Source organism: Hymenobacter mellowenesis, assembly GCF_030581005.1.
Taxonomy (GTDB): domain Bacteria; phylum Bacteroidota; class Bacteroidia; order Cytophagales; family Hymenobacteraceae; genus Hymenobacter; species Hymenobacter mellowenesis.
The window spans coordinates 557,465-583,370 of sequence record NZ_JAUQSX010000001.1 but is presented as its reverse complement, the minus strand read 5'-3'; the positions used below and the strand labels follow the sequence as shown (position 1 = coordinate 583,370).

The 25,906-nt window shown below is 63.3% G+C and carries 18 protein-coding genes; 8 read left to right on the top strand and 10 right to left on the bottom strand.

All coding sequences use genetic code 11. The features are described from left to right. Positions 1–111: 111 nt before the first annotated feature. Positions 112–1,140, top strand: a complete 1,029-nt coding sequence (locus Q5H92_RS02385) for a hypothetical protein (RefSeq protein WP_305009866.1) — start codon at positions 112–114, stop codon at positions 1,138–1,140. Between the two features lie 80 nt (positions 1,141–1,220). On the opposite strand, the gene Q5H92_RS02380 is transcribed toward Q5H92_RS02385, so the two are convergent. Next, complete coding sequence (locus Q5H92_RS02380; RefSeq protein WP_305009865.1) at positions 1,221–2,846, bottom strand: OmpP1/FadL family transporter; 1,626 nt, start codon at positions 2,844–2,846, stop codon at positions 1,221–1,223. A 76-nt stretch (positions 2,847–2,922) separates the two neighbouring features. Further along, a complete protein-coding gene (locus Q5H92_RS02375; RefSeq protein ID WP_305009864.1) occupies positions 2,923–4,440 on the bottom strand; it encodes a hypothetical protein in 1,518 nt (505 codons plus the stop codon). 279 nt (positions 4,441–4,719) lie between these two features. Here Q5H92_RS02375 and proS point away from each other — a divergent pair, with 279 nt between their 5' ends. Further along, the gene (gene proS / locus Q5H92_RS02370) at positions 4,720–6,195 is read left to right on the top strand and encodes a proline--tRNA ligase (RefSeq protein ID WP_305009863.1); all 1,476 of its coding nucleotides are present in this window, start codon (positions 4,720–4,722) and stop codon (positions 6,193–6,195) included. Between the two features lie 340 nt (positions 6,196–6,535). Continuing rightward, complete coding sequence (locus tag Q5H92_RS02365) at positions 6,536–6,928, top strand: DUF4844 domain-containing protein (protein ID WP_305009862.1); 393 nt, start codon at positions 6,536–6,538, stop codon at positions 6,926–6,928. Between the two features lie 74 nt (positions 6,929–7,002). On the opposite strand, the gene Q5H92_RS02360 is transcribed toward Q5H92_RS02365, so the two are convergent. Further along, the gene (locus Q5H92_RS02360; RefSeq protein WP_305009861.1) at positions 7,003–9,105 is read right to left on the bottom strand and encodes an OmpA family protein; all 2,103 of its coding nucleotides are present in this window, start codon (positions 9,103–9,105) and stop codon (positions 7,003–7,005) included. 239 nt (positions 9,106–9,344) lie between these two features. Here Q5H92_RS02360 and Q5H92_RS02355 point away from each other — a divergent pair, with 239 nt between their 5' ends. Next, complete coding sequence (locus Q5H92_RS02355) at positions 9,345–11,387, top strand: hypothetical protein (RefSeq protein ID WP_305009860.1); 2,043 nt, start codon at positions 9,345–9,347, stop codon at positions 11,385–11,387. Between the two features lie 115 nt (positions 11,388–11,502). On the opposite strand, the gene Q5H92_RS02350 is transcribed toward Q5H92_RS02355, so the two are convergent. Beyond that, positions 11,503–11,805 (bottom strand): transposase, encoded by a 303-nt coding sequence (locus Q5H92_RS02350; RefSeq protein WP_305009859.1) that lies wholly within the window; start codon positions 11,803–11,805, stop codon positions 11,503–11,505. Positions 11,806–12,291: 486 nt separating this feature from the next. On the opposite strand from Q5H92_RS02350, the gene Q5H92_RS02345 reads away from it, so the two are divergent. Continuing rightward, complete coding sequence (locus tag Q5H92_RS02345) at positions 12,292–12,762, top strand: hypothetical protein (RefSeq protein ID WP_305009858.1); 471 nt, start codon at positions 12,292–12,294, stop codon at positions 12,760–12,762. A gap of 342 nt (positions 12,763–13,104) precedes the next feature. On the opposite strand, the gene Q5H92_RS02340 is transcribed toward Q5H92_RS02345, so the two are convergent. Next, a complete protein-coding gene (locus Q5H92_RS02340) occupies positions 13,105–15,927 on the bottom strand; it encodes a response regulator (RefSeq protein WP_305009857.1) in 2,823 nt (940 codons plus the stop codon). Between the two features lie 190 nt (positions 15,928–16,117). Further along, positions 16,118–17,710: an RNA polymerase factor sigma-54 gene (gene rpoN / locus Q5H92_RS02335; protein ID WP_305009856.1), complete on the bottom strand. Its 1,593-nt coding sequence runs from the start codon at positions 17,708–17,710 to the stop codon at positions 16,118–16,120. 192 nt (positions 17,711–17,902) lie between these two features. Between rpoN and asnS the strand changes: the two genes are divergently transcribed. Next, entirely contained in the window at positions 17,903–19,297 is a 1,395-nt protein-coding gene (gene asnS / locus Q5H92_RS02330) for an asparagine--tRNA ligase (protein WP_305009855.1), read from the top strand. A 66-nt stretch (positions 19,298–19,363) separates the two neighbouring features. Here asnS and Q5H92_RS02325 read toward each other — a convergent pair whose 3' ends face one another. The 3 genes from Q5H92_RS02325 to Q5H92_RS02315 all read right to left on the bottom strand — a co-directional run bounded on the left by Q5H92_RS02325 (position 19,364) and on the right by Q5H92_RS02315 (position 21,268). Beyond that, on the bottom strand, positions 19,364–19,861 hold the full coding sequence (locus Q5H92_RS02325; RefSeq protein ID WP_305009854.1) for a hypothetical protein: 498 nt from the start codon (positions 19,859–19,861) through the stop codon (positions 19,364–19,366). 110 nt (positions 19,862–19,971) lie between these two features. Continuing rightward, positions 19,972–20,424 (bottom strand): hypothetical protein, encoded by a 453-nt coding sequence (locus tag Q5H92_RS02320; protein WP_305009853.1) that lies wholly within the window; start codon positions 20,422–20,424, stop codon positions 19,972–19,974. A 109-nt stretch (positions 20,425–20,533) separates the two neighbouring features. Continuing rightward, positions 20,534–21,268, bottom strand: a complete 735-nt coding sequence (locus Q5H92_RS02315; protein WP_305009852.1) for a hypothetical protein — start codon at positions 21,266–21,268, stop codon at positions 20,534–20,536. 301 nt (positions 21,269–21,569) lie between these two features. On the opposite strand from Q5H92_RS02315, the gene uvrA reads away from it, so the two are divergent. Together uvrA and Q5H92_RS02305 are read left to right on the top strand one after the other, a co-directional pair. Next, the gene (gene uvrA, locus Q5H92_RS02310) at positions 21,570–24,641 is read left to right on the top strand and encodes an excinuclease ABC subunit UvrA (RefSeq protein ID WP_305009851.1); all 3,072 of its coding nucleotides are present in this window, start codon (positions 21,570–21,572) and stop codon (positions 24,639–24,641) included. Between the two features lie 67 nt (positions 24,642–24,708). Next, a complete protein-coding gene (locus Q5H92_RS02305) occupies positions 24,709–25,143 on the top strand; it encodes a hypothetical protein (RefSeq protein ID WP_305009850.1) in 435 nt (144 codons plus the stop codon). Between the two features lie 6 nt (positions 25,144–25,149). Here the strand turns inward: Q5H92_RS02305 and Q5H92_RS02300 are convergent, their stop codons facing one another. After that, on the bottom strand, positions 25,150–25,830 hold the full coding sequence (locus Q5H92_RS02300) for a TMEM175 family protein (RefSeq protein ID WP_305009849.1): 681 nt from the start codon (positions 25,828–25,830) through the stop codon (positions 25,150–25,152). Positions 25,831–25,906 lie beyond the last annotated feature (76 nt).

Genomic DNA, 25,906 nt, shown 5'->3' with positions numbered 1-25,906 from the left:
CCGGCCGCAGGGACACTACAACGTGGTTAAAATAAGCGCAGCGACTGTGCGTTTACGGCTAGCCCTGCCTGTAGCACGAGCGCACACCCTTCACGCCGTTACCTTTGCACCATGCGCTTTCGCTTTCTGATGCTGTTCTGCCTGCCCGTGCTGCTGGGGGCTTGTTCTAAAACCAGCCGGCCCGTGCAGCTCGACTTCGTGGGCTCCTCCACGCTCACGTCCGGCAACAAAACGGTGGCGGCCAACGACACCCTCACCACGCGCATTTATGCCGTGGGCAACCAAGACTCGCTGCGCCGCCTGCGCGTGGAAGTAGCGTACAGTCCCGGACTTAGCCCCATCAATTACCCCACGCCGGTATCGAGCTTCGACCCCGGGAACGCCCCGGAAGGCGAGACCATCGTGTACCTCGATACCCTCGTCAAGCCGATTTATACCGGTAGCCGGCCCCCGGATGGCGGCGAGTATTTATTCAACAATGCCTTTGTGGCGCGCGCCACTTCGGGCACCGAGCAGTGGCAATACACCATCACCGACAAGAAAAGCGAAACCGCCAGCCGGGCCCTGCGCCTCACGGTGCGCAAAGCCGACTCGGCGGCCGTGTACCACAGCTATACCGCGCTGCTGCGCCCCGTGCCCCGCAACCGCACAGCGAACGACGCCGGGCTGCTGCGCGCCACCCGCCGCGTCTACCTGAACCTGCGCACCGGCCTGCAGCTGCCCAAATACGCCGTGGTGAACAACCTGGCCACCGTGCAAAGCAACCAGCTGCTGGTGGACCTGATATGCACTAGCACTGACGGGACCTCCGTGCGTCTGAGCTCCCCCACCGACACGGTTAATGTGAAGCTGAATGATGGGCAGTGGCCCCGAAGCCACCGCAACGCCACCGTGCTGCGCGCCACCCGCCTCAACGAAACCGATTTTGCCAACACCACCACCGTGGTGGGCATCAACAACGCTTTCACTGCCAGCACGCCATTCACCAGCGCCTCCAGCACGGGCATTTTGGCCAAAAATCAGGTCGTGGCTTTTCAAGTGACTGAAAAAGGGACGACGCATACCGGCCTGCTGCTGGTGAGCAACCTGGTGCTGGGCACCACCCCCGTGCTCACCTGCTCGGTGAAGGTGACGAAGTAAAGCAGGCCCGCAAGTCCATAAAAAAGGCGCCACTCATGCGAGGGCGCCTTTTTTATTGCGGCCTAGCCACTTGAACGACATCAGAACGTGATGCCGGCCGTGACGCTGGTGGTGAAGCGCGTGTTGTTCACTTTGATGGTGGGCTGCAGGCCGGCCAGGGTGTAGGGCGTGTAGATTTGGTTGAAAGTGGTGTACACTCCGGCGGCATCAATGAAGAAGTTGCCTTCCCGCAGGCCTAGGCCGGCGGTATAGAAATTCTGGGCCCGCTCGTTGCTGGCATCGGCCGTGTAGGGGTCGCCGTAGCGGGCGTAGCCCAGCCGCACCCGGAACACATCGAACCTGCCCTCGGCGCCAAAGCGCAGGTTGACGGTGTTCTTGTACAGGGTCTGGATGTCGTTATTTTCCTGCGTGAAAGCGTAGTTGTCGCCGTTGGCATTTTGGGGGTCGTTGCGCAGGCGGGCCTGGCCGTAGCCCACGTACTCCACATCGCCCGTCAGGAAACCGTGCTTGCCCAGCGTGTAAGCCACGCCGCCATTGGCCCGGAAGGGCGTGGTCATGGAATAGGCATAGTCGTTGGGCAGGGCATCCACCGACGTCACGCCCACGATGTCGGACGGAATGCTCCCGGCCGGCACCGAAGTCGAAACCACGTCGGTGCCTTGGGTGCTGAAGTCGGTGGTGAACTGGGCGTTGTAGGTGTCGGTAAACCGCATGAACGTGGGTGTCTGCACAGAAGCCCCGATGCGCAAGGCGTCGGTAGCCCGGAAAATAGCGCCGAGGCGAGCGTTGAAGCCGCTGCCTTTCACGTCGCGCGTTTCGTGCAGGGTGTAATTGTTGAGGTGGGTGGCCGTGGAGTTGTCCGACTCGGTGAAATCTTTCGTCTGGTGGTAGTTTGAGCTCACAATTCCCACCCCAATGCCCAGGTAGAGCCGGTCGCGGTAGCTGGCGCCGCAGCCCAGGTCGAACTGCGAAACGGAGCCCCGCGTGGTGATGTATTCCGACTGCCCGATGGGCCCGCGCAACGCCGTGGACGCAAACGCGGAATCGACGCCGCCGCGGGTTTTCACAATGCGCGTGAGGTAGGCGCCGTAAGCCAGCGGGTCGAGGCCGTAGCTGCCGGTGGTGCTGTAGTCGCCGGACCGGGCCTGGCGGCGAATTTCATCGAAGTAGCTCTGCCCGGCTTCGCCCCGCAGCGAGGCCAGATAAGACTGGTCGGCGCTGGTATAGTTGCGGCCGTTCACGCTGCGGTCGTTGAGCGTGGTGCTGTAGCGCGAGGCGGTGTTGAAATCAGCCACGCGGGTGAAGCCCAACGCGAACGAGCCGCCCCGCCAGTTGGTGCTCAGGTCGCCGTCGGGCCGGCGGTTGGTGAGCACCAGGCCGGTGCTGGCAATATGGAAGCTGTTTTTATCCTCGCTCACGGCGGCGGCCGAACTGCCATCGGGGCGGGCGTCGCTGCTGCCGATGCCGATGCCCGGCGTGATGTGCAGCTCCGATTTCTGGTAGAGGCCCAGCCCGGCCGGGTTGCTGGTGAGGTTGCCGAAATCGGCCCCCACCGCCACATTGGCGCCCCCGATGCCTTGGGTGCGGGCCGTACCGCCAAATTGCAGACGAGAATAGCGCAGGGCATCGCTGGGGCCCTGGGCAAAGGCGTGGCCGGCCTGCCCTGCTACGAGGGCCAGGCTAAGCCATAATATCCGTTTTTTCATGGGGTGGGAAGAAAAAGAGCCGGCCGTTCGGCCGGCTCGCTGGGAAAGTATTTTGCAGAAACCTTAGGGTCAAAATTTACTCGCCGCGGCCGCGGCTGTGGCCGCCGCCACCACCCCCGCCACCGCCACCCCCGCCCGACGGGGCCGAGTACGACGGCTGGCTAGGCTGGCTGAAGGTGCGTTGCTCCTGGCGCGGCTGCTCGTAGCTGCGCTGCTGCGGCTGCTCAAAGCTGCGCTGCTGCGGCTGCTCAAAGCTGCGCTGCTGTTGGGGCTGCTCAAAGCTGCGCTGAGCTTCCCGGTAGATGCGGCGCTGGGGCTGCTCAGCCGCCTGGGTGCCGGCGTTAGTGGGCTGCTCAACAGGGGCACTGCGGAAGAACCCACCGCGGCGGCGTTCCATGTCTTGCTGCTGTGGTGCGGCCTCGGGCTGCATCTGGCCGGGCTGGGGCTGGGCGCTCACGTCGGCATTGCGCCAGCGGCCCCGGGCGTTATTGCGCGTGTCCAGGTTCTGGACGGGGCTGAGGTCGGGCTGGGCCGGCTGGATAGTGGTGCCAGCCGACTGGTCCATGTTGCGGTATTCTGGCCGACGGGAGCCGTCCATCCGCTGCGGGCGGTTGTAGCCACCAATGGGCTGCTCTGCCGTGTTGGGCGTGGCGGCAGCGGCGTCGGTGCGCCCGCGGCCGCGCTCCAGCATCACGCCGTCGCCCGATTGCATCGTGCCATTCGTACCGCCCGGCTGGGCCACCATCTCGCTGCGGACCCGGCCGCCACCCGACGTCATGGGCATAGGCGTGGAGCCACCGCCACTGCTCACGCCGCCCGACGATACGCGGCCATCCGTGCTGCGGTCGTTGCGGTGGCCCGAGGTGCGGCCCCGGCCGTTGCCATTGTCGTAAGAGCTGTTGCCGTATCCATAGCCGTAGTTGCCACCGTAGCCGCCGCCGTAGTAGCTGTTGCCGTAGTAGCCGCCCCGGCCATAATAGCCGCCGTATAAGGGCCCGCCATAGTAGTAGGGCGAGTAGAAGGGGTCGTAGAAACCGCCGTACCCACCATAGCCATACCCGTAGGGCGCGTAGCCGTAGCCAAAGGGCGAGTAGCCGCCATAGCCGTACGAGCGGCCGTAGCCAAACCCAAAGCTTATGCTGATGCCCGACCGGTAGCCATAGCCAAATGGGCTATAGAAAGGGCTATAAAACGAGCTGTAGAACGGGTCGTAGAAACCTCCACCGTAAGCGTAGGGCGAATAGCCGTAGCCACCGGCATAGCTGAGGGTGGTGTAGGGGCTATACGGACTGTAGTAGCTCAGGCCCGGGCTGGTGGGCACCCCCTTCATGTAGGTATAAGTATTGTCGTAGTACTGGTCGGAACCGGTGCCTTGATTGGTCGATGACCGGGCCGGGCTGCCGTTGTAGTCGGGGTTGGCGGCTTCGTCGGTGCTGGCCGGAACCGGCGCAGCGGCCACCACGGCCGTGGTGCGGTCCTTGGAGGAATAATAGACCCCGTCGTCTTCCGACGTGGCGAGGCCCGCGGTGCTCGCGCAGCCGCCCAGCGCGAGCAGGGCCATGGCGGGCAACAAAGCGGTGAGCGAATTTTTCATAACGAAGGGCGAAAAGAGTGGGACAGCGTGCAGTAAAGTAACAACGCAAATAGTGGAAGGCGGATGAAGGAGGCAATGGGTCGAAACCCACTAACAAACAAGCAGAAAGCGCTGCGAAAGTTATCAGGCCTTGCGCGCCTGCCCGCAAGGGCCGGCCGCACGCCGCTGGGAAGGTCCGCGCATTACTAACGTAATTTGGCACCGAAACGGTGCCGCTCAGTCAATTCAAATGTTGTACCAGAGTTGGGAACTTTTTCGATTACCCCTAAGATGCCTTCCATGAGCAAAAAGTTGCCTACCCGCCAAGAAGATTACTCTCTCTGGTACAATGAGTTAGTGAAGCGTGCTGGCCTGGCCGAAAATTCGGCCGTGCGCGGTTGCATGGTTATCAAGCCCTACGGCTACGCCATTTGGGAAAAAATGCAGCGCCAGTTGGACGATATGTTCAAGCGCACTGGCCATGAAAACGCCTACTTCCCGCTTTTCGTACCCAAAAGCCTGTTCGAGGCCGAGGAGAAAAACGCCGAAGGCTTCGCCAAAGAGTGCGCCGTAGTAACCCACTACCGCCTCCAGACCGACCCCGACAAGCCGGGCAAGCTGCGTGTCGACCCCAATGCCAAGCTCGAAGAAGAGCTGGTGGTGCGCCCCACCTCGGAGGCCATCATCTGGAGCACCTACAAGAACTGGGTGCAGAGCTACCGCGACCTGCCGCTGCTCATCAACCAGTGGGCCAACGTGGTGCGCTGGGAAATGCGCACCCGCCTGTTTCTGCGCACCGCCGAGTTTCTGTGGCAGGAAGGGCACACCGCCCACGCCACCGCCGAGGAAGCCGTGGCCGAAACCCGCCAGATGCTCGACGTGTACGCCGAGTTTGCCGAGGAGCACATGGCCCTGCCGGTAGTGAAGGGCGTGAAAACGCCCAACGAGCGGTTCGCCGGCGCCGAGGACACGTATTGCATTGAGGCGCTGATGCAGGATGGCAAGGCCCTGCAGGCCGGCACCAGCCACTTCCTGGGCCAGAACTTCGCCAAGGCCTTTGATGTGCAGTTTGCCAACAAAGAAGGCGTGCGGGAGCACGTGTGGGGCACCAGCTGGGGCGTGAGCACCCGCCTGATGGGCGCCCTCGTGATGGCCCACTCCGACGACGAAGGCCTAGTGCTGCCGCCCAAGCTGGCCCCCATCCAGTGCGTCATCGTGCCCGTGTACAAAACCGGCGAGCTCGACGCGCTGCTGGAGCGCATCCGGCCCATTCAGCAGGGACTCATCGCGCGCGGCATTTCGGTGAAGCTGGACGCCCGCGACACCGAGCGCCCCGGCTTCAAGTTTGCCGAGTGGGAGTTGAAGGGCGTGCCCGTGCGCCTGGCAATCGGTGCGCGCGACCTTGATGCCGGCACCGTGGAAGTGGTGCGCCGCGACACCAAGGAAAAAATGAGCTTGCCCCTGGCCGACATCGTGGCCAGCGTCGACCAACTGCTCATCGACATCCAAACCAACATCTACGCCAAGGCCCGCAAGTTCCGCGACACAAACACCACCCGCGTGGACAGCTACGACGAGTTCAAGCGCATGCTGGACGAGGAGCCCGGCTTCCTGCTGGCCCACTACGACGGAACCTCCGAAACCGAGGAGCGAATCAAGGACGAAACCAAAGCCACCGTGCGCTGCCTGGCCCTGGCCGAGCCCGACGAGGAAGGCGTGTGCATGGTGACGGGCAAGCCCAGCGCCCGCCGCGCCTACTTCGCCCGCGCTTATTAGGGATTCCAACTGCTGCTACTGCATGACACAGTAGCAGCAGCAACGAGTGACTGGTCGGCCTTGATTTTATGGAAGCCGCAGCGCAACGACATACTCAAAACGAGTTTGTCGTTGCGCTGCGGCTTTATTGTTTGCAGCTATTGCAGGAAGCTAACTACCAGTAAATAATTTCTTAAGGCCTGTAAATTGTTCAGATTCAGATAAATTATTTGATTTTTCTAGTATGAATATTATATGTTCTAATTATCTTTGAATATGAATCGGCCGCGCGGTTGCGCGGTCACTACACTCTTCACTCTTCCCAGCTATGCGTCACATTCTTTTCGCCCTACTTTTTTTAATGGCTGGCTCCGCCTATGCCCAGACTTCCATCACCATTCCCAGCAAAGCCGCCGGCAAACTTGAAAAACTACTCAAGCAGACGCAGGATGCCGTGGTGGTTGGCAAGAAAGCGGCCATTCTGCCAGTAGAAGCCCGCCCAATGACCAGCCGCGTATTGGCGCAGTCAACTTCTGATTTCCTGGCTCTTGCCTCGCGCACTAATCCCACCAAAGAAGCTTTCCTGCAAAGCCTTGATGCCGGCCTGAGCCGCATCAATCCAATGATGAAAACGCTGGAAGACCGCCAGCAAGTGGCCTCCTTCTACCAAGACCTGCTCGACCTCGTGGGCATTGAAAGTTCCGAAGGCCGCCTCACGACCTTCGTCGAAGCCGAGGCTACTGCTAAGAAATAGCGCCCCCCCGGCCCGCAACAAAAAGCCCCGGCACCAATTGGTACCGGGGCTTTTGCTTTTCGACAGACCAGGAATTACTTCTTGGTAATTGTGAACTCCACGCGGCGGTTGCGGGAGCGGGTTTCCTCCTGGTCGTTGCTGGCGATGGGCTTGGTGCCGCCGAAGCCCTCGGTGGTGATGCGGCCGCCGTTGATGCCGTGGGCCACGAGGTACTTCTTCACCTCGTTCACGCGGTCCTGGCTGAGCTTGAGGTTCAGGGCGGGGTCGCCTTGGTTGTCGGTGTGGCCCGCAATCTTGATTTCCACCGTGGGGTAGTCTTTCATGATGCGGATGAGTCGCAGCAATTCGGGGTAGGAACTGGTGTTGAGGTAGTACTTGCTTTGCTGGAAGAAGATGTTGTTCAGTTTCACGGTCTGGCCCACGTCGAAGGGCACGAGGAACAGGTCCTGCTTCTGCTCGGAATATTTGTCCTTGGCCGTCACGTCGAGGTTGGCGTTTTCGGCGATGTAGCCTTTGGCCTCAGCGCGCATGCCGTACTGCACGCCGCTAGGCAGCACAATCGTATAGGAGCCGTCGCGCGGGTCGGTTTCAGTCACGCCGATTTCCTCGCCCGTGAGCAGGTTTTCGTAGTGAATAATGGCCCGGATGGGCTTTTTGGTGTTCACGTCGAGCACCTGGCCGGTCACCAGCGTCACCACTTCGGGCTGGAAGGCGGGGGCCAGCGAGATACGGAAAATGTCCTTCGAGCCGTCCACGCCGTTGCGCGACGACACCAGGTAAGCGTCCTGGCCGGCGGCCGAAATGGTGTAGTAGGCGTCGAAATCGGGCGAGTTCACCACCGGGCCCAGGTTGCGGGGCGTGCTCCAGTTGGTCCAGGTATCGTCCAGGCGCTTGGTGTAGAAAATGTCGGACTTGCCATAGCCGCCGCGGCCATCGCTGGCGAAGTACAAGGTCTTCTCATCAGCTGCCAGGAAGGGTGCGAAGTCCGAGCCTGTGGTATTGATGTTGCGGCCCAGGTTGAGCGGCTTGGTCCACTCGGTCTGTTTTTTTACCGTGGCCACGCCCTCGGGCAGCTTGTCGACTTTGGGGAAGCTCACGTACAAATCTTGGCCGCCGGCGCCGTCGGTGCGCTCCACGGCCATCAGCAGGGCCTTGCCGGAAGTGGCCAGGAAGCCGTCGATATGCTCGGGGTCTTTATTGTAGTAGTCGTCAATTTCCACCTTCAGGGGCTTGGTCCAGCCGCCGGGGGTGTACTTGCTCATGCTGAAGCCTTTGGGCTGCATCAGGCCGTCTTCGTACACGCCGATGAGCAGGGCCGACTTGCCGTTGGCCGACACCGAGGCGAGGCCGTTGGGGTCTTCAGGGGTGTTGCTGGGTTCGGTCATGTTCTTGGCTGGGCCCCAGGTTTTGTTGCGGCCCGACACCAGTTTCGAGTACCAGATGTCCTGCGGGTCGCGGGCGCCGCCCACGTTGCCTGGGTGGTTCTGGCGGGCGAAGTAGAGGGTGCGGCCGTCGGGCGAAATCACGGGGTGGGTGTCGACGTAGCGCGTGTTGATGTTCGGGCCGAGGCTCACCAGCGAAGAGTCGAATTGCGTCGACTTCACGGCATCGGGGCCTTTGGGAGCGGTGAAATCCTGCTTCACCATGGTCGAGGCTACGTCGGCCACGCCGATGGCGTCAATCTGGTTCACGCCTTCCACCTTGGCGGTGTTCATGTACACCTTCACGCCCAGCGTGCGGTAGTCGGCCACTGGAAACCGGATTTCCAGCGTGCGGAAGGTTTCGGGCAGCGGGCCGGGGTTGGCGTTGGCGTACACCTCGTGGGCCACGCCCTTGGTGTCAATCACCTCGACTTTGGTGATGGAGCCGGGGTTGAAGTTCTCCACGATGGTGACCTGCTGGGCCGCGATGGAGCGGGCAAAGCGCACTTCGATGAACTCATTGGGCCCCTCTTTGCGCGGAATCCAGGCGTCGTTGCTGATTTGGCCCAGCGGCAGGGCGTTGGGCACGCCCAGCACCTGGTTGGGGGAGAAGGGGTCTTTGCCCTCCGACTTGTAGGACGATACCGCGACGAGGCGGGCGGCCCACTGCACGTGCTGGGCCAGGGCCGGGGCCGCCGAGAGCAGTAGCGCCGCGGGCACCGCCAGTAGTGAGTTTCGGATAAGATAATTATTCATAGTAATGACCGAATGAAAACGTAGCAACAGCGGTAAGTCCGGCAAATAACGGCAATTGCAACGGAATGGCGAAGTGATTTACGGAAGCTAACCTAATGAAAAAGATTTGCGAAGCCTCCCAAACGAATGTATTACCTTCCCGAAACCGTTCCGCGAGCCAACATTTCGCGGGGCGCTGAAGCGTGATAATTCAGGGTTTTTCGGTGCTTGAACGGGGGAGAGGGGCGGATTTCTGGCCCTTGATTCGGGGCACCGTGGCCGGGCTGATTTTATTGTTTTTCCTAGTGTCGGGCCGGCGCGCCACAGCCCAGGTACTGGTGGGCGCCACGCCGTTTGGGCCGGTGTTCAGCGGCTTGCGGCCGGCCGGGGTCGATACGGCGCTGTTTCTGGTGGCGCAGGCGCGGCGGGTGGGCGTGAGCACCTTCGTGCAAACCAGCCGGGCGCTGGGCTACCTGCGCCTGGGGCCGCGCCAGCAGCTGCGCTACCGCGTGGGAAGCGACTGGATTTACGACTCGCGCGGCACGCCGCCCTTCGTGCGGCAGGACTACGGCGCCGACGTGGCCCACGTCTTCACCCTCGACGCGGCCAACCACTGGCAGGTGGGCCAGCAGCTGCACTACGACCAGAGCCGCGCCAACAACACCCGCACCGGCCTGTGGCTGGGCCGCGTGGGCTACCAGCGCCGCCTGCGGCCGGCCAGCCCCGTCGACACCCTGAGCCAACTGCACCTCACGGCCCTGGGCGGCCTGGCCACCGACCGCCGCAACGGCCGCGACGACGCCGGCGTGGCCTACGGCTTCGATGCCGCCGCGCTGTATTTCCTGAACGGCATGGCCGCGCCGCCGCTGGCCGTGCGCGTGCTGGGTACTCGCTCACGGCTGGGGCCGCGCACCATGCAGCGGCTGGTGGCCGAGGCCGCCGGTGAGCAGGTGTTTATGGAAAACGCGCCGCTGCTGGTGCAGGGCCGCTTGGGCTACCGCACCAACCGCGCCGAGGACTACCTGCTGGGCTCGGTGCAGCGCATTCAGTCCGACACGGTGCTGGCGCAGGCCGGCGCTACCTACAAGGTGAACGAGTACGCCACGCTGCGCTCCGACAACAGTATGCTACTGCCCACGCGGGCCTTTCTGTACCGGCGGCTGAGCGAGGGGGCCGATACGCTGCAGAACGTCGGCTACCGCCAGCGCGAGCTGGATACGCGGCAGGAGCTGCGCTTTGCCCGGCCCAAGCTGCAGGCATCTGTCACGTTCAACTACCGCGAGCGGACCCGGGCCTACTACCTCGACAACTCCCGCAACCTGAGTGCCGCGCGGCTGGTCACCGCCCTGGCCCGCGAGCAGGTGAAGGACATCACCGAGCAAACCACCCTCTGGCAGGGCAACCTAACCTGGCTGCCCACCGCCCGCCATGCGCTGGCCCTGCTGGGCACCGCCCAACTGCTGCGCGTGGACGCCCCCAGCAAAGACAACCAGCAAACCCGCGACGAAGCCCAGCACCTGCTGCGCCTGACCTGGACGGGCCGCTGGGCCGGGGCCTTCCGCACCACACTGGGCGTGGCCGGCGAGTACCGCCAGACGGTGTTCATCCGCTCCGGCCTCAGCGCCGAGAATTATACCGACCACTTGCTGCACTGGGAGCCGGGCTTTACCTGGGCGCCGGGCAAGTGGAGCATCCGCTCCAACTACCACCTCTGGGTGAGCTACCAGGTGCGCGACCAGGCCACCGAGCAGCTGCGCAACCGCGCCAGCCGCGTGCTGGAGCAAACCCAGGGCCTCACCTACCAGCTGCGGCCCCGCCTGCTGCTGCTGGCCGACTATGTGCGCCGCGAAAACCGCGTGGGCCAGCTCGACTGGTCCCGCTTCCGCGAAAGTCCGCTCGATACCAGCGTGACGCACGACCTCAACATTGGGGCGCGCCAGAGCTGGGCCGGGCCGCGCGGCAGCACCAGCCTGCGCCTGGGCTACCGCCTGCTGGAGCAGCGCAACTACGGCCGTGCCGCCCTGCTGCCCGACGCCTCGGCCGCGAATCCCGCCGTGAGCCTCATCTACCTGCACAACATCACCCGGCAGCAGGGGCCGGAGGTGGCCATCGAGCGCCGGGCCACGGCCGGCTTCAACCTCACGGCCAGCCTGTGGCTGCAATGGATGCGGACCTACTCGACCTACACCCTGGGCCGGGGCGCCTTCATTGGCACCAGCTACTCAGCCCTGGATTTGGACCGCGAGACGGAGCGGGTGCTGCCCTATTTTGAGGTGACGGCGGAGTGGCGCGTGGGCAAGTAGCGCGAACTTTCAGTTCGCGTCCCCGCGTCGGTGGGTGGTCGTTCGGGTGTCGCGTGGGGACGCGAACTGAAAGTTCGCGCTACGGATTTTCCGGCCAGTAGGTGTGCGGCCACTCTTACCAATTGGCGGCTAGTCCTGCTTTCACTGGGTTGTTCACGACATAGGCAATGATGCGCGTCATTTCCTCGGGGCTGCGGATGAGGTGGTCATAGGTTTCGCGCTGCCAGAACTGCCCCGTGCGCCCCAGCAGTTGGTTGGCCTGCTGGGCCGTATAGCCTTTCAGATGTTGGAGAGTTTTTAGTAATGGCGGGGCTTCATCGGGCAACGAAACCACCAGATGCACATGGTTTGGCATCAGGCAATAGCAAACGAGGGTGTAGGCATTGCCATGGTAATGGCGAAGTGCCGTGCCCACCATAGCGGCGACAGCTGGATTGCGAAGCCAGACAGGCCCGTGGTGCCCGGCATCAAGTAGCGCATCGAACCGGCCGAAATACCGGCGTTGTCAGGCATAAGAAGTTTCGGCGGTCTTGGCGTCTTCAGCATCGGTGCGGCTAAACTGTGCCCGCAGCTGCATTACCTGTGCGGCTGGCAGTGAATCAGCCCGCCGGAAGGTGAGAAAAATATCGGACCCAGGCGGAAGGCGGTGCGGCAGGTTGCGCTCATAATGTATCGGGTCACCCATGCCGTTAAGGTAGTAGCGCGAACTTTCAGTCCGCGTTTCCGCGCCGGTAGATAATCGTCCGGCGGTCGTGCAGGTATCGCGTGGGGACGCGAACTAAAAGTTCGCGCTACTAAGCTGAGCGCCGACCTGCAGGCCGCCGCGCAGGCCCTGGGCGGCAGCGTGGTGGCCCGCGAAGGTTAGGGCGCCACCGGCCAAACCCTCACCCGCTCCAAAAAGGACGTGCTACGCGCCATGCGCGTGTTTGTGCAGCACACCAACGCCGCGAAGCTGGTGCCCACCTACCTCGAGCACCCCGAGAAGCTCAAGGAACTGCTGCCCCAGGGCCTGATGCACCTCACCGACGCCAATACCACCGACCTGCCCGTGCGCTTCGAGGCCTTCGCCCAAGCCCTCAGTGCCCACGCCGCTGCCTTGGGCGCCGACCTGGGCCAGGATGCCAACGCCCTGCTGGCCGAGCTCACGGCCGCCACCACCGCCAAAGACGCCGGTCTGAAAGTGGCCAAGGAAACCATTGGCGCCCTGGGCGGGCAATGGGCGCAGGCCACCCGGCTGCTGTGGCAGGTGCATTGCACCGCGCTGGGGGCCTTCTGGGAACACCCCGCGCAGGCCGAGGCCTACTTCAATTACGGCCTGCTGCCCAACCGCACCGGCGGCAAGGCCAAGCCCGCCGCGGCAGCCACCAAGCCCTAACTCCCGAAAACTTCCGCCGCATGCGGCGAAGGATATACCCGGTGTGCCCACCTGACTAACCGCATGCGGCGGTCCAGGTGGGCACAGTGCTTGGGTGGCTCACCGCATGCGGTGATGGATGTAGGAGGTATGCCGAGGTATCCCGCCGCATGCGGCGGTGGGGGTGGGCGGTGTGCTGGGGTGGCTTGCCGCATGCGGCGAAGCGGGTGGGTGGCGCGGGCGGGTGCTCTGCTCTAACGGCATCTCAATGGCGCGGGCGGGGCGCCCCACCCGCGCCGTTAGCATGCCGGCCGGGGGGTGAGGCGTCCCGCCCGCGCCGTTAGTGCCCCAGCCTCCGCCCCCCTACGCCGCCACCCGCCCCGGCAGCCCTTCCAGCAGGGCCGTGAGTTCCGCGATGAAACCCTCCGTGGCCGCCTGCCGCCCGGCAGCGGTGGCTTCGGTGGCTTCCAGCGTTTCCAGGTACGGGGCCACGCGGGCGGCGCCCAGTAGGCGCAGCGAGGGGCGCAGGCGGTGGGCCACGGCGCCGGCAGTGGGCCAGTCGCCAGCCGCCAGGGCGGCCCGCAACTCCTCGATGCTGGCGGGCGTGTTGGTATGAAACGAAAGCAGGATGCGGTTCATGAAGGCCACGCTGCCGTGGGCCGTTTCGTGCAGCAGGGCCAGGTTATAGAGCTCGGCCGGGGCGGGGGCGGCTGGTGCGGGGGCGGGAGCAGGCTCGGGAGCAGGCGTGGGGGCAGGCTCGGGGGCCGGGGGCGGGGTTGGGGCCGCCTCGGCGGACTTTTTGCCCAGCAGGGGGGCGCTGCCGCCGGCCATCAGCGAGGCTAGCTTGCTGAGCAGCTCGGCCTCGTCGAAGGGCTTGGGCAGGGTGTCGTTCATGCCGGCGGCGGCGTACTTCTCGGCATCGGCCCGGAAGGCGTTGGCCGTGAGGGCCAGAATGGGCGTGGCCGCCTTGGTGGGGTCGGCGTGGGCCCGGATGCGGGCGGTGGCTTCCAGCCCGTTCATGCCCGGCATCTGAATGTCCATGAGCACCACGTCGTAGCGGTGCAGCTCGAACTGCTCCAGGGCCTCGATGCCGCTGGCCGCCTCGTCGACGAGCACGCCGTGGCCTTCGAGCAGCAGCTGGGCCACTTCGCGGTTCACGGGGTTGTCTTCCACCAGCAGCACGCGGGCGCCGCGCACGGCCGCTTCCTGCACCGGCGCGCGCGGGGCCAGGGCCGCCGCCCGGGCCTCGGGGCTGGCCTTGGGCAGGGTGGTGACGAAGGAGAAGGAACTGCCCTTGCCCACCTCGCTCTGCACCGTGAGCTTGCCGCCCATCTGCTGCACCAGCGCCCGGCTGATGCTCAGGCCCAGCCCGGTGCCGCCAAACTGCCGGGTGGTGTCGGCGTAGGCCTGGGTGAACTCCTGGAAGATGGTTTCGAGCTTGTCGGGCGCGATGCCGATACCCGTGTCCGTCACCCGAAACTCGGTGGTGAGCGTGTCGGCGGTTTCGCTCACAAAATGGCCGCCCACCGTGATGGTGCCGCCCATGGGCGTGAACTTGATGGCGTTCGAGAGCAGGTTGATGAGCACCTGGTTCAGCCGGTAGGAGTCGCCCAGCACCCAGGGGTGGGGGCAGGAGTCGCGCAGCAGCGTGCCCACCACCCGGATGCCTTTTTCCTGGGCCTGAATGGCCAGCGGCTGCCCGGCGTGGGCCATCGAGTCGCAGAGGTTGAAGGCCGACTTCTCGAGCTCCAGCTTGCCGGAGGTGATTTTGGCCATGTCGAGCACGTCGTTCACCACGTTGAGCAAGTGGCGGCCCGAGTGCTGAATGATGGCCGCGTAGTTGAGCTGCTGCTCGTTGAGGCCGGTTTTGGCCAGCAGGCTGGTCATGCCCAGCACCCCGTTCAGGGGCGTGCGGATTTCGTGGCTCATGTTGGCCAGGAAGTTTTCGCGGGCCGTGGCGGCGGCTTCGGCCGCGTGCTGGGCCTGCTTAAGGGCCGTGATGTCGGTGCTCACGCCCAGCACCTGGGCGGTGCCGTCGGCCAGCACCAGGGGGCAGCGCACGGTTTGGTACCAGCGCAGCGTGCCGTCGGCCAGCTTCATCGACATCTGGGTGGTGAGCGGCTGGCCGGTGCGCAGCACCTTCTGGTCGGCCTCCACGGCCACCTGAATTTCCTCCTTGTTCATGGCCGCCTCCATCGACGGGGCCCCCGCCACTTCGGCAATGTGGCGGCGCTGGGTTTTCATCTCGGCGTTCTCAAACACGGTACGGCCCTGGGCGTCGCGCACCCAAATCAGGTTGGGGTTGAGGTCGAGCACGAGGTTGGTAAAGGTCTGCTGGGCCTTGATTTCGGCCTCGCTCTGCTGCATGCGCGCTTCGGCCTGCCGCCGCACGGTGATGTCGAGGCCGTAGCACAGCACCTCGCGCAGCTCCCCCCCGGGCCCGAACACGGGCTGGTAGTAGCACAGCCAGTACAGCTGTATCTCGTTGTCGGGGCCGGGCCAGCGCTCTTCCCAGCTCACCCGCTCGCGGCTCTGCACGGCCCGCTCAAACAGGCGGCGGCGGCGCATCACCAGGGCGGTGGGCAGGCCCTGGCGGGCCGCGTGGTCGGCAAACGACTGGCCGATGCGTGCCCGGCGCTTCACCGGGTCGGGCTCGGCGTAGGGGTTGATGTAGCGGTAGCGCTGGTCGGGGTCGAGCACGGTCACCACGGCCGGCAGGTGGGCCAGCATGGTTTCGTAGAATTCGCGCTGCTCACCGTTGTCCTGCTCGGCCTGCCGCTGGGCCGTCACGTCGGTGAGGTAGAGCAGGGCCGTCTGGTCTTCCACCAGCGGCACCGTGTAAATCAGAAAATACTGCCCGTTGGCCACCACTTCGCCCTGGCTCACCTCGCCGGTGCGCAGGGCCTGCGTGGCCGCGTGCACCAACTGGGGCCGCACCCGCGAGGGGCCCGCCGTGCGCAGCTCCTGGGCCAGCGCCTCGGCCGCGTTGTTGGCAAACAGCAGCTGGCCCGTCGCATCGACCCGCAGGATGGGGTTGGGGTTGAGCAGCGGAATCTGGCTCTGGGCCTGCAGGCGCACCAGGTCCGCCTCGGCCCGCTCGCGGCGGGCGCGCTCGGCCAAGAGTAGTTGCTGGAGCTCAGTCGTATCGGTGGGCAGGGTGTCGGCGGACAGGGCGTTGGTTTTCACCCTGTAAATAACGGGAGGCCCGGCTTAAGGAATTATGAAGAAGGGATGAGGCATGAAAGACGGTTGTCGAAGAACGCCTGTCATCCTGAGCGTAGCGAAGGACCTTATCAAGCACGAACAAGTCGTTCAAGCGTGATAAGGTCCTTCGCTGCGCTCAGGATGACAGGCGTCTTACATTTCGCTCTCCACCCTACAGCTCCTTGCGCAGCCGGGCCACCGGAATGTTGAGCTGCTCGCGGTACTTGGCCACCGTGCGGCGGGCAATGTTGTAGCCGCGGGCGTTGAGCATCTTTTCCAGCTTGTCGTCGCTGAGGGGCCGCTCCTTGCTCTCCTTGCCGATGAGGTCTTTCAGAATGCTTTTCACCTCGCGGCTGCTGGCGTCCTCGCCCGAGTCGGTGGCAATGCCTTCGGAGAAGAAGTACTTGAGCGGGTAGATGCCGAACTCGGTCTGGATGGATTTCGAGTTGGCCACGCGGCTCACCGTCGAGATGTCCATGCTAATCATCTGGGCAATGTCTTTCAAAATCATCGGCTTGAGCTTGCCCTCGTCGCCTTCCATGAAAAACTCGCGCTGCAGTTCCACTATGGCGTTCATGGTGCGCAGCAGCGTGTTCTGCCGCTGCCGAATGGCGTCGATAAACCACTTGGCCGAGTCGAGCTTCTGCTTCACGAAGGTCACGGCCTCCTTCATCTTGGTGTCCTTCTTGGCGGCCTTGTCGTAGGTCCGGAACATCTCGGTGTAGGCTGGGCTCACGCGCAGCTCGGGGGCGTTGCGGGCGTTCAGGGTCAGGTTGAGCACGCCGTTGTCGTTCGTCAGAATGAAGTCCGGCATCAGGTACTGCGTCTTGCCCAGGCCGGTGGGGCCGCTGCCGCCCGGCTTGGGGTTCAGCTTCAGAATCACGCTGATGGCCTCCTTCAGCTCGTCATCTTCCAAGTCCAGCTTTTGCTGAATGCGCGGGTAGTGCTTCTTGCTGAACTCCTCAAACGTGTCGGTCAGAATGCGCTCGGCGTTGTTCGTGGCCTCGTCCTGCGGGCGGCGCTCCAGCTGCAGCAGCAGGCACTCGGGCAGGTCGCGCGCGGCAATGCCGGGCGGGTCGAACTGCTGCACCACGCGCAGCACGGCCACAATTTCGGGCACTGTCACTTCCAGGTTCTGGCTAAAGGCCAGGTCGTTGGCAATGGCCGCCAAATCGCGCCGAATGTAGCCGTCGCCGTCAATCGAGCCGATGAGCTGCTGGCCGATGGCCTCCTGCCGCTCGTCGAGGTTGGCAAAGTGCAGCTGGTCGAGCAGCGAGTCGAGCAGCGAGCCGCTGGTGTCGGCCAGCGGGGTGTCGCGCTCCTCCTCCTCGCCGGGGCCGTCGCCCTGCATCTTGTAGCCCGCTATTTCGTCGTCGTTGAGGTAGTCGCTCAGGTCGAGGTCGGTGTTGTCGGCGTTGGCATCGGTGTCGGCGGGGCCTTCATCCTTGGGCGCCAGGTCAGGCTCGGGCATCTCGTCCGACATCTCCGAGTCGTTGCCGCTGCGGTCGTCAAAGTCCTCGTCCAGGGTGTTTTCGTCGTTGTCGAGGCTGGCGTCCGGGTCGTCGGAGTCGTCGCTGTCGTCATCGTCGCGCTCCAGGTCCTCGGCGTCGTCGGGTTCGTCTTCCTCCAGCGCCGGGTTCACCTCCATTTCCTCTTTGATGCGCGTCTCCAGTTCCGCCGTTGGGATTTGCAGCAGCTTGATGAACTGAATCTGCTGCGGACTAAGCTTTTGCGAGAGGAGCTGTTTAAGGTCGAGGCGTTGCATAATGACGAAAGTACGGAAAGGACCAGCCGACAGTCCGTTTTACTAACCTTTGGCATGAAAAGTTGATGTAGCGTGGACTCTGTGAGTCCGCGCCCGGACGGGTCGGCACCAAGCCTCTGCAATGCGCGGACTCGCAGAGTCCACGCTATGGCTCTACCTTTGCCCTCTTACAATCCGCTTCCCCCGCAAGTTATGTCCCTCAAACGGTCCACCGTCAAAGAACTTCTGGCCAGCCAGGACCTCGACCGCGAAGTCCTCGTCAAAGGCTGGGTTCGCTCCCGCCGCGGCAACAAATACGTGCAGTTCATCATCGTAAATGACGGCTCCACCATCCACACCATCCAGGCCGTGGCTGCCGCCGAGAATTTCCCCGAGGAAACCCTCAAGGACGTGAGCAACGGCGCGGCCGTGGCCATTCGGGGCACGCTAGTGGCTTCGCAGGGCAAAGGCCAGGCCGTAGAGATTCAAGCCACCGAAGTCACCGTGCTGGGCGCCGCCGATGCCGAGGCCTACCCGCTGCAAAAGAAAGCCACCTCGCTGGAGCACCTGCGCGACATTGCCCACCTGCGCCCCCGCACCAACACCTTTGGCGCGGTGCTGCGCGTGCGCCACGCGCTGGCCTTCGCCATCCACGACTACTTCAACCGGAACGGCTTTTTCTACGTCCACACGCCCATCATCACCGGTTCCGACGCCGAAGGTGCGGGCCAGATGTTCCGCGTCACCACGCTGCCGCCCGAGCACCCGCCCCGCACCGAAGACGGCTCCGTGGACTTCACGCAGGACTTTTTCGGCAAGCAAACCAACCTCACCGTGAGCGGACAGCTTGAGGGTGAATTGGCGGCCATGGCCCTGGGCAGCATCTACACCTTCGGCCCCACCTTCCGGGCTGAGAACTCCAACACCGCCCGCCACCTGGCCGAGTTCTGGATGATTGAGCCTGAAGTGGCCTTCAACGAGCTCGAAGAAAACATGGACCTGGCTGAGGATTTCCTCCAAAGCCTGGTGCGCTACGCCTTGGCCAACTGCGCCGACGACCTCGCCTTCCTCAATGAGCAGTACGACAAGGAGCTGCTCACCCGCCTCAACTTCGTGGTCGATAACGCCTTCCAGCGCCTCACCTACACCGAGGCCGTCGAAATCCTAAAATCGGCGAAGCAGAAATTCGAATTCCCCGTCGACTGGGGCACCGATTTGCAGTCGGAGCACGAGCGGTACTTGGTGGAGAAGCACTTCAAGAAGCCCGTCATTCTCACCAACTACCCGAAGGAAATCAAGGCCTTCTACATGAAGCTGGACGACGACGGCCGCACCGTGCGCGCCATGGACGTGCTGTTTCCCGGTATCGGCGAAATCATCGGTGGCTCGCAACGCGAGGAAGATTACACCAAGCTCACCACGCGCATGGCCGAAATGCACGTGCCCGCCGAAGACCTCGACTGGTACCTCGACACCCGCCGCTTCGGCACCGCGCCGCACGCCGGCTTCGGCCTGGGCTTCGAGCGCCTCGTGCTGTTCGTGACCGGTATGAGCAACATCCGCGACGTGATTCCCTTCCCGCGCTACCCCAAAAACGCGGCGTTTTAAGCCAGCCTGCAGGTATAAAAAAACCGACCTTTTCAGGTCGGTTTTTTTATGCTATTACCTGAGCGTTTAGTCGCGCCGGCCGCGGCTGTGGCCATTGCCCCGGCCGTGGCCCTGGTCATTATCGTGGCGTCCTTCGCGGTAGCCTTCGCGGTAAAGCTTTTTGGCCTGGCCGGGCGGCAAGCCCCGGTTCACTATCACGGGGCGGGGCTGCACCACCACCACGCGGCGCGGGTACCGGTCGCGGTGGGCGCCCACGTACACCCACGGCTGGCGGCCGCGGTAGTCGAGCACCACCGGGTGGAAGGCGTAAGGGTCGTAGCCGTTCAGGGCCGGCAGGGCCACCCACTGGCCATTCTGAAACACGATGTACTGCTGGGCATATAGGTCGTAGTACCCGTCAATCTCGGGGATGTAGTAGAACTGCGTGCCCTGTGGCACGGGCGGCCCCCAGGCCGGCGGCGCGGTGTTGATGTTCACGTTGACCTGCGCGTGGGCGGCGGGCGCCAGCGCCCCGATGAGCGCGCAAAGTAGCGCCGTGCAGAAGGTTTTAGGAAGCAAGTTCATAGCTTGATTGAATTAAGTGACGGCAACGCATTGGCAAGCGCGATGCCAAACTGTGGACCACCAAAAAGCCCCGCCAATGTAGCGGGGCTTCGTGCTGACGGTTGCGGCAATTAGTGCTTGCCGTGCCCATGGCCTTTGCCACCGCCCATTTTCTTGGCCTGGCCGGGGGGCAGGCCACCATTGCTGGGGTTGGCGGGGTAGCCCATCTTTTTGGCTTGGCCGGGTGGCAGCGCGCCGTTGCTGGGGTTGCCGCCGCGGTAGGTCCAGGGCGAGTTGCCGCGGTAATCGATGTATTGCGGGTGGAAGTTGCGCGGGTCGTAGCCCTGCAGCCGCTCCACCCGTACCCAGTTGCCGTTGCGCAGCACGATGTAGCGTCGGGCCGGCACATCGTAATAACCGTTGATTTCGGGCACGTAGTAGTATTGCGCATCGGCCGGGGCGCCCACCACCACCGGCGGCGCCGTGTTGATGTTGACGTTAATCTGGGCCTGCGCTGCTGGCGCGGCGGCCAGTATAACGCCTCCAAGCAGGACGGCGCAAAACAAGTTGGGAATCAGTTTCATGGGCGGGAGCATCAAGTTAAAAAAATACACCCGGCGCCGCGCGGGCCGCACCGGGTGCCTTATACTGCATTCGTAGTGGGCAGGTTGAACGACAACTCGGCCCGCTGGCTTAGCCACGGCTGCGGCTGTGGCCACCGCCGTTACCACCACGCCCGCCGCCGTTGTAGCCGCCGTTGTAGCCGCCGTTGTAGCCGCCGGGCTGGCCCTGGCCGCCGTGGTTGCCCTGGTTCTGGCCCGGGCCGGGATTGTAACCGCCCTGCGGCTGCGGCTGCGATTGGGGCTGAGGCTGCTGGTTGCCGCGCGGCGGATTGTTGTAGCCCCCGCCGGGATACTGGCCGCCGCCGCGGTTGTCGTTGCCACGGTAGCCGTCGCGGCCGTTGTAGCTGCGGCCGTTGGAGTACGCGGTGCCCGGGCGGTTGTAGCCGCCGTAACCATTGTAGCCACCGCTGTAGCCATAGCCGCTATAGTAGCCGCCGCGGCTGGGGCCGTAGTTACGGTAGGGCTGGTAGGCGTAGCGCTGGCGGTAGTAGTCGACGCGCAGCCAAGGCTGGGGGCCGCGGTAGTCCACAATTACCGGGTGGAACTGGTAGGGGTCGTAGCCGTAGAGCTGCGGCAGCGGCACCCAGTAGCCGTCCTGAAAAACGATGTATTGTTGGTTGTAGAGGTCGTAGTACCCATCAATTTCGGGGATGTAGTAATACTGCGTGCCGTAAGGGACCTGCGGGCCCCAGGCCGGTGCGCCGATATTAATATTCACCCCCACCTGCGCCTGGGCGGCCGGCGTGGCCAACAGGGCAAACGCGCCCACCAGGGCCGCGCCAAAAAATCTTGCGAGGGGTTTCATGAGAATGGATTGAATGAAGAAGTGGAACAGGCCCCTAACGGCGCTGCAACTCAATAGGTGCAAGGCAAGTGCCAAGGTGCCCGGCGAAGTAGCCTCAGCCCGAAAAAACATCGCCCAACTCTCACAAATCGTCGCCCATTGGTTTTCTGTCCGAAAGCCGGGGACAAATGAGGGCCGCTTGCTGTTGTGCACCGACGCCCCCGGCCCTGCGCCGGCTAACGCAACTGGCAAATATGCCTTTCGCATTAGCCTTCGGGGGCGCTTCTACGTACCTTTACGCACTTATTCGCTGCGTTCCTGAATGGCCAAAAAATCAACTGCTACCCCGGCTGCTAAAGCTTCCAACCAAAGGTCGGCGTCGGCCAAAGCACCGAAAACCGCCGCTGCTCCGCTGAAAAAGCAACTGGCCGGCACCCTCACCGAACCGGCAGCTGCGGCGGCCACCCAGCCCAATTTGGCCAGCGTGGCCGTGGCCCTCCAGCATCAGACGCCCGAGACGCTGCCGCCCCCCGCGCCCCACGACGCGGCCCACCAGTCGCAGCACTTGGAAGCCCAGTACATTGAAGTGTACGGCGCGCGCGAGCACAACCTGAAAAACGTGAGTGTGCAGATTCCGCGCAACCGCTTGGTGGTGTTCACGGGCATCTCGGGTTCGGGCAAGTCGAGCTTGGCCTTCGATACCATTTATGCCGAGGGACAGCGGCGCTACATGGAGACGTTTTCGGCCTACGCCCGCAGCTTCATGGGCGGGCTGGAGCGGCCCGACGTGGACAAGATTGAGGGCCTGTCACCGGTTATCAGCATCGAGCAGAAGACGACCTCGCGCAACCCGCGCTCCACGGTGGGCACCATCACGGAGATTTACGATTTCCTGCGCCTGCTGTATGCGCGTACCGCTGAGGCTTTCAGCTACGCCACGGGTAAGAAGATGATTCGGCAATCTGATGACCAGATTATCAACTACATAATCAAGCACTCCGACGGCAAGAAGCTGGTGGTGCTGGCGCCTGTGGTGAAGGGTCGCAAAGGCCACTATCGCGAAGATTTTCAGAAGATTGCCAAGCTGGGTTTCACCAAAGTGCGCGTCGACGGCGAAATCCTCGACATCACGCCCAAGATGCAGGTGGACCGCTACAAAATCCACGACATCGAAATCGTAATTGACCGCCTGCTGGTGAAGGAGGAGGACCGATTCCGCCTCTCGGGCTCGGTGCAGAACGCCCTCACGCACGGCAAAGGCACCATGCTGGTACTCGACCCCGACGCCAAAAAGGCCGCGCCGCAGTTCTTCTCGCGCTTCCTGATGGACCCGACGACGGGCATCGCATACGACGACCCGGCACCGAACACATTCTCCTTTAATTCGCCCTACGGTGCCTGCCCCACCTGCAACGGCTTGGGCGAAGTGCAGGAAATCACCGAGGAAGCCGTGTTGCCCGACCGCAAGCTGAGCATCAGCCGGGGCGGCATCGCGCCGCTGGGCGAGTACCGCGACATCTGGATTTTTCAGCAACTGCAGCTCATTCTCAAGAAGAACAAGGCCACGCTGAACACGCCGATTGACAAGCTGCCCGAGGAACTGCTGAAGCGCCTGCTGCACGGTATCTCGGAAGATGAGGCCGATAGCGGCAAGGGCATGTATTCGGAGCCGTTCGAGGGCATTATTCCCTTCCTGCGCCGGCAGATGGATTCCGAGTCGGACAACATCCGTGAGTGGATTGCGCAGTACGCGCAGGCCCAGCCCTGCCCCGAGTGCCAGGGCTACCGCCTCAAGAAGGAAAGCCTGCACTTCAAAATGGACGGCAAGCACATCGGCGAGCTGTCGGTAATGGATTTGAACGAGTTGGCCGGCTGGTTTGAAGGCTTGGAAGACCGGCTGACCGACCGTCAGAACGTCATCGCCCGCGAGCTGCTCAAGGAAATCCGCAAGCGCATCGGCTTCCTCTTGGAAGTGGGGCTCGACTACCTGAACCTGCACCGCCCGGTGCGCACGCTAAGCGGCGGCGAAAGCCAGCGCATCCGCCTCGCTACCCAGATTGGCACCCAACTCGTGGGCGTGCTCTACATCATGGACGAGCCCAGCATCGGCCTGCACCAGCGCGACAACGAGCGGCTCATCAAGGCCCTGCAGCACCTGCGCGACATCGGCAACTCGGTGATTGTGGTGGAGCACGACAAGGACATGATTCTCAACGCCGACCATGTGCTGGATATTGGCCCTGGCGCGGGCATTCACGGCGGGCACATCGTGGCCTCGGGCACGCCGCAGGAAATTTTCAACTCCGGCTCGCTCACCTCGCAGTACCTCAGCGGGCAGAAGCACATCGAACTGCAGAAAAAGAAGCGCAAGGGCGAAGGCACCGAGCTGGTGCTGAAAGGCGCGAAGGGCAACAACCTGAAAAACGTGACCCTGAAGGTGCCGCTGGGCAAGCTGGTGGCCGTGACGGGCGTATCGGGCTCGGGCAAAAGCACGCTCATCCACGACACGCTGTACCCGATTCTCAACCAGCACTTCTTCAACGCCAAAAAGGAGCCGCTGGCTTATGGCAGCATCGAGGGGCTGGACTTGGTGGACAAGGTGATTGAGGTCGACCAGTCGCCCATCGGCCGCACGCCGCGCTCGAACCCGGCCACTTATACGGGTGTATTCACCGAAATCCGCCAGTTGTTTGGCGAGATGGCGGAGGCGAAAATCCGCGGCTACGGCCCGGGCCGCTTCTCCTTCAACGTGAAGGGCGGACGCTGCGAAACCTGCGAGGGCGCCGGCATCCGCACCATTGAGATGAACTTTCTGCCCGACGTACACGTGCCCTGCGAAACCTGCAAAGGCCGCCGCTACAACCGCGAAACGCTGGAAGTGCGCTTCAAAGGCAAATCCATCACCGACATCCTCGACATGACCGTGGAAAAGGCCGTGGAGTTCTTCGAGTTTCAGCCCCGCATCCTGCGCAAAATCAAGACGCTGAACGAGGTAGGCCTGGGCTACCTCACGCTGGGCCAGCAGGCCACCACGCTTTCGGGCGGCGAGGCCCAGCGTGTGAAGCTCGCCACCGAACTCAGCAAAAAGGACACCGGCAAGACCTTCTACATCCTCGACGAGCCCACCACCGGCCTGCACTTCGAGGATATCAACCACCTCGCCGACGTACTGCAGAAGCTGGCCGACAAAGGCAATACCGTCCTCATCATCGAGCACAACCTCGACCTGATAAAGGTGGCCGACCATGTTATCGACATTGGCCCTGAGGGCGGCGCGGGCGGCGGCACCATCGTGGCCCAGGGCACGCCCGAGCAGGTAGCCAAGGCTGGCAAGGGCCACACCGCCCGTTTCCTGGCCGAGGAATTGCGCACGAGCAAGTACGCCACAGTATAGCAATAGTTGAATATTTGCGAAAGAGGCCGGAAAAATTTATTTTTCCGGCCTCTTTTCATTTTTGCTCATGCGCGCCCTTGTACTGATTCCGCTGCTGGCCCTGAGCGCCGGCATCCCGCCCAAAGCACCCGCAGCGGGCACGCTGTTCAAAGCCAAAATTCTCAACGGCATGAAGGGCGACAGCCTGAGCTTCGTGCTGGCGCCCGACGGCAAAACCGTGCGCAACCTAACCTTCAAAGGCTACTGGCGCTGCGACGGCAAGCTGGAGCAGCAGCGCGCCGCCGACCCCACCAAAGGCACCTACGCCGTGCGCAACGGCACCATCTCGGGCCGCCTCTGCGAGCCGCCGAACGGCGGAGCCACGGCGTGGTGCTTCGATTTCGGCGGGCAGATTACCGGCAAAACCGCCAAGGGCCGCTTCCGCATGAACATCAACGCCCTGCGCTGCGATTCCTACGAGCTGCAGTGGGAAGGCGTGGCTGTGGGACCGGCCAGGAAGTAGGCCGCCTTACGAGTGCTGCCGCGCCGCCCCGGTCTGGGCGTGGTGTTGTTCCAGGCGCTGGTGCCGCCGGCGCAACAGCAGCGCCAGCAGCGGGAACACTACCGCCGGCACCATGCGCAGCGTCCAAGGCTGTACGAAGAACGACAGCACGATGCTGAGCCCAAACACGATGGGCGACGTGAGGGGCCGCATCAGGTCGAGGTCGGGATGGGTGCGCTCGTGGGCGGCCGTAACGCCGGGGCTCGGGTGGCGCAGGTAGTTTTGCAGCTGCGCCTGCATCAGCCCCGTGGCAATGATGTTGATGCTGTAGATAATCCAGGGCGTGCGCAGCATGGCGTACTCGCTCTGATATGCCGTGGTGAAGGGCATGAGCACAATGCAGAGCAAAAACAGCATGTTCAGCCAAATCAGCTTGTTATCCAGGTGCCGCACGAAGCGGAAGATGCGGTGGTGCGCCACCCAATAAATAGCAATGATGAAGAAGCTGATGAAGAAACCCACCAGCTTGGGAATCAGCCGCAGGAAGCCGTGCCAGGCCTCAGGCTCGGTGCGGTGTTCCAGCTCCGGCACCTTCAGCTCAATCACCAGCAGCGTGATGGCGATGGCAAATACGGCATCGGTGAACAGAATCAGGCGTTCCAGCTGAAACGCCTCGCGGTTGTGTTGGGCTTTTTCGTTGCCGTCCATGATACAGAGCCAACCCAAAGGCCAGCGCTGCAATATTAGGATTGTAGTCAACGAAAAACGCCGCCCGGTTTCCCGA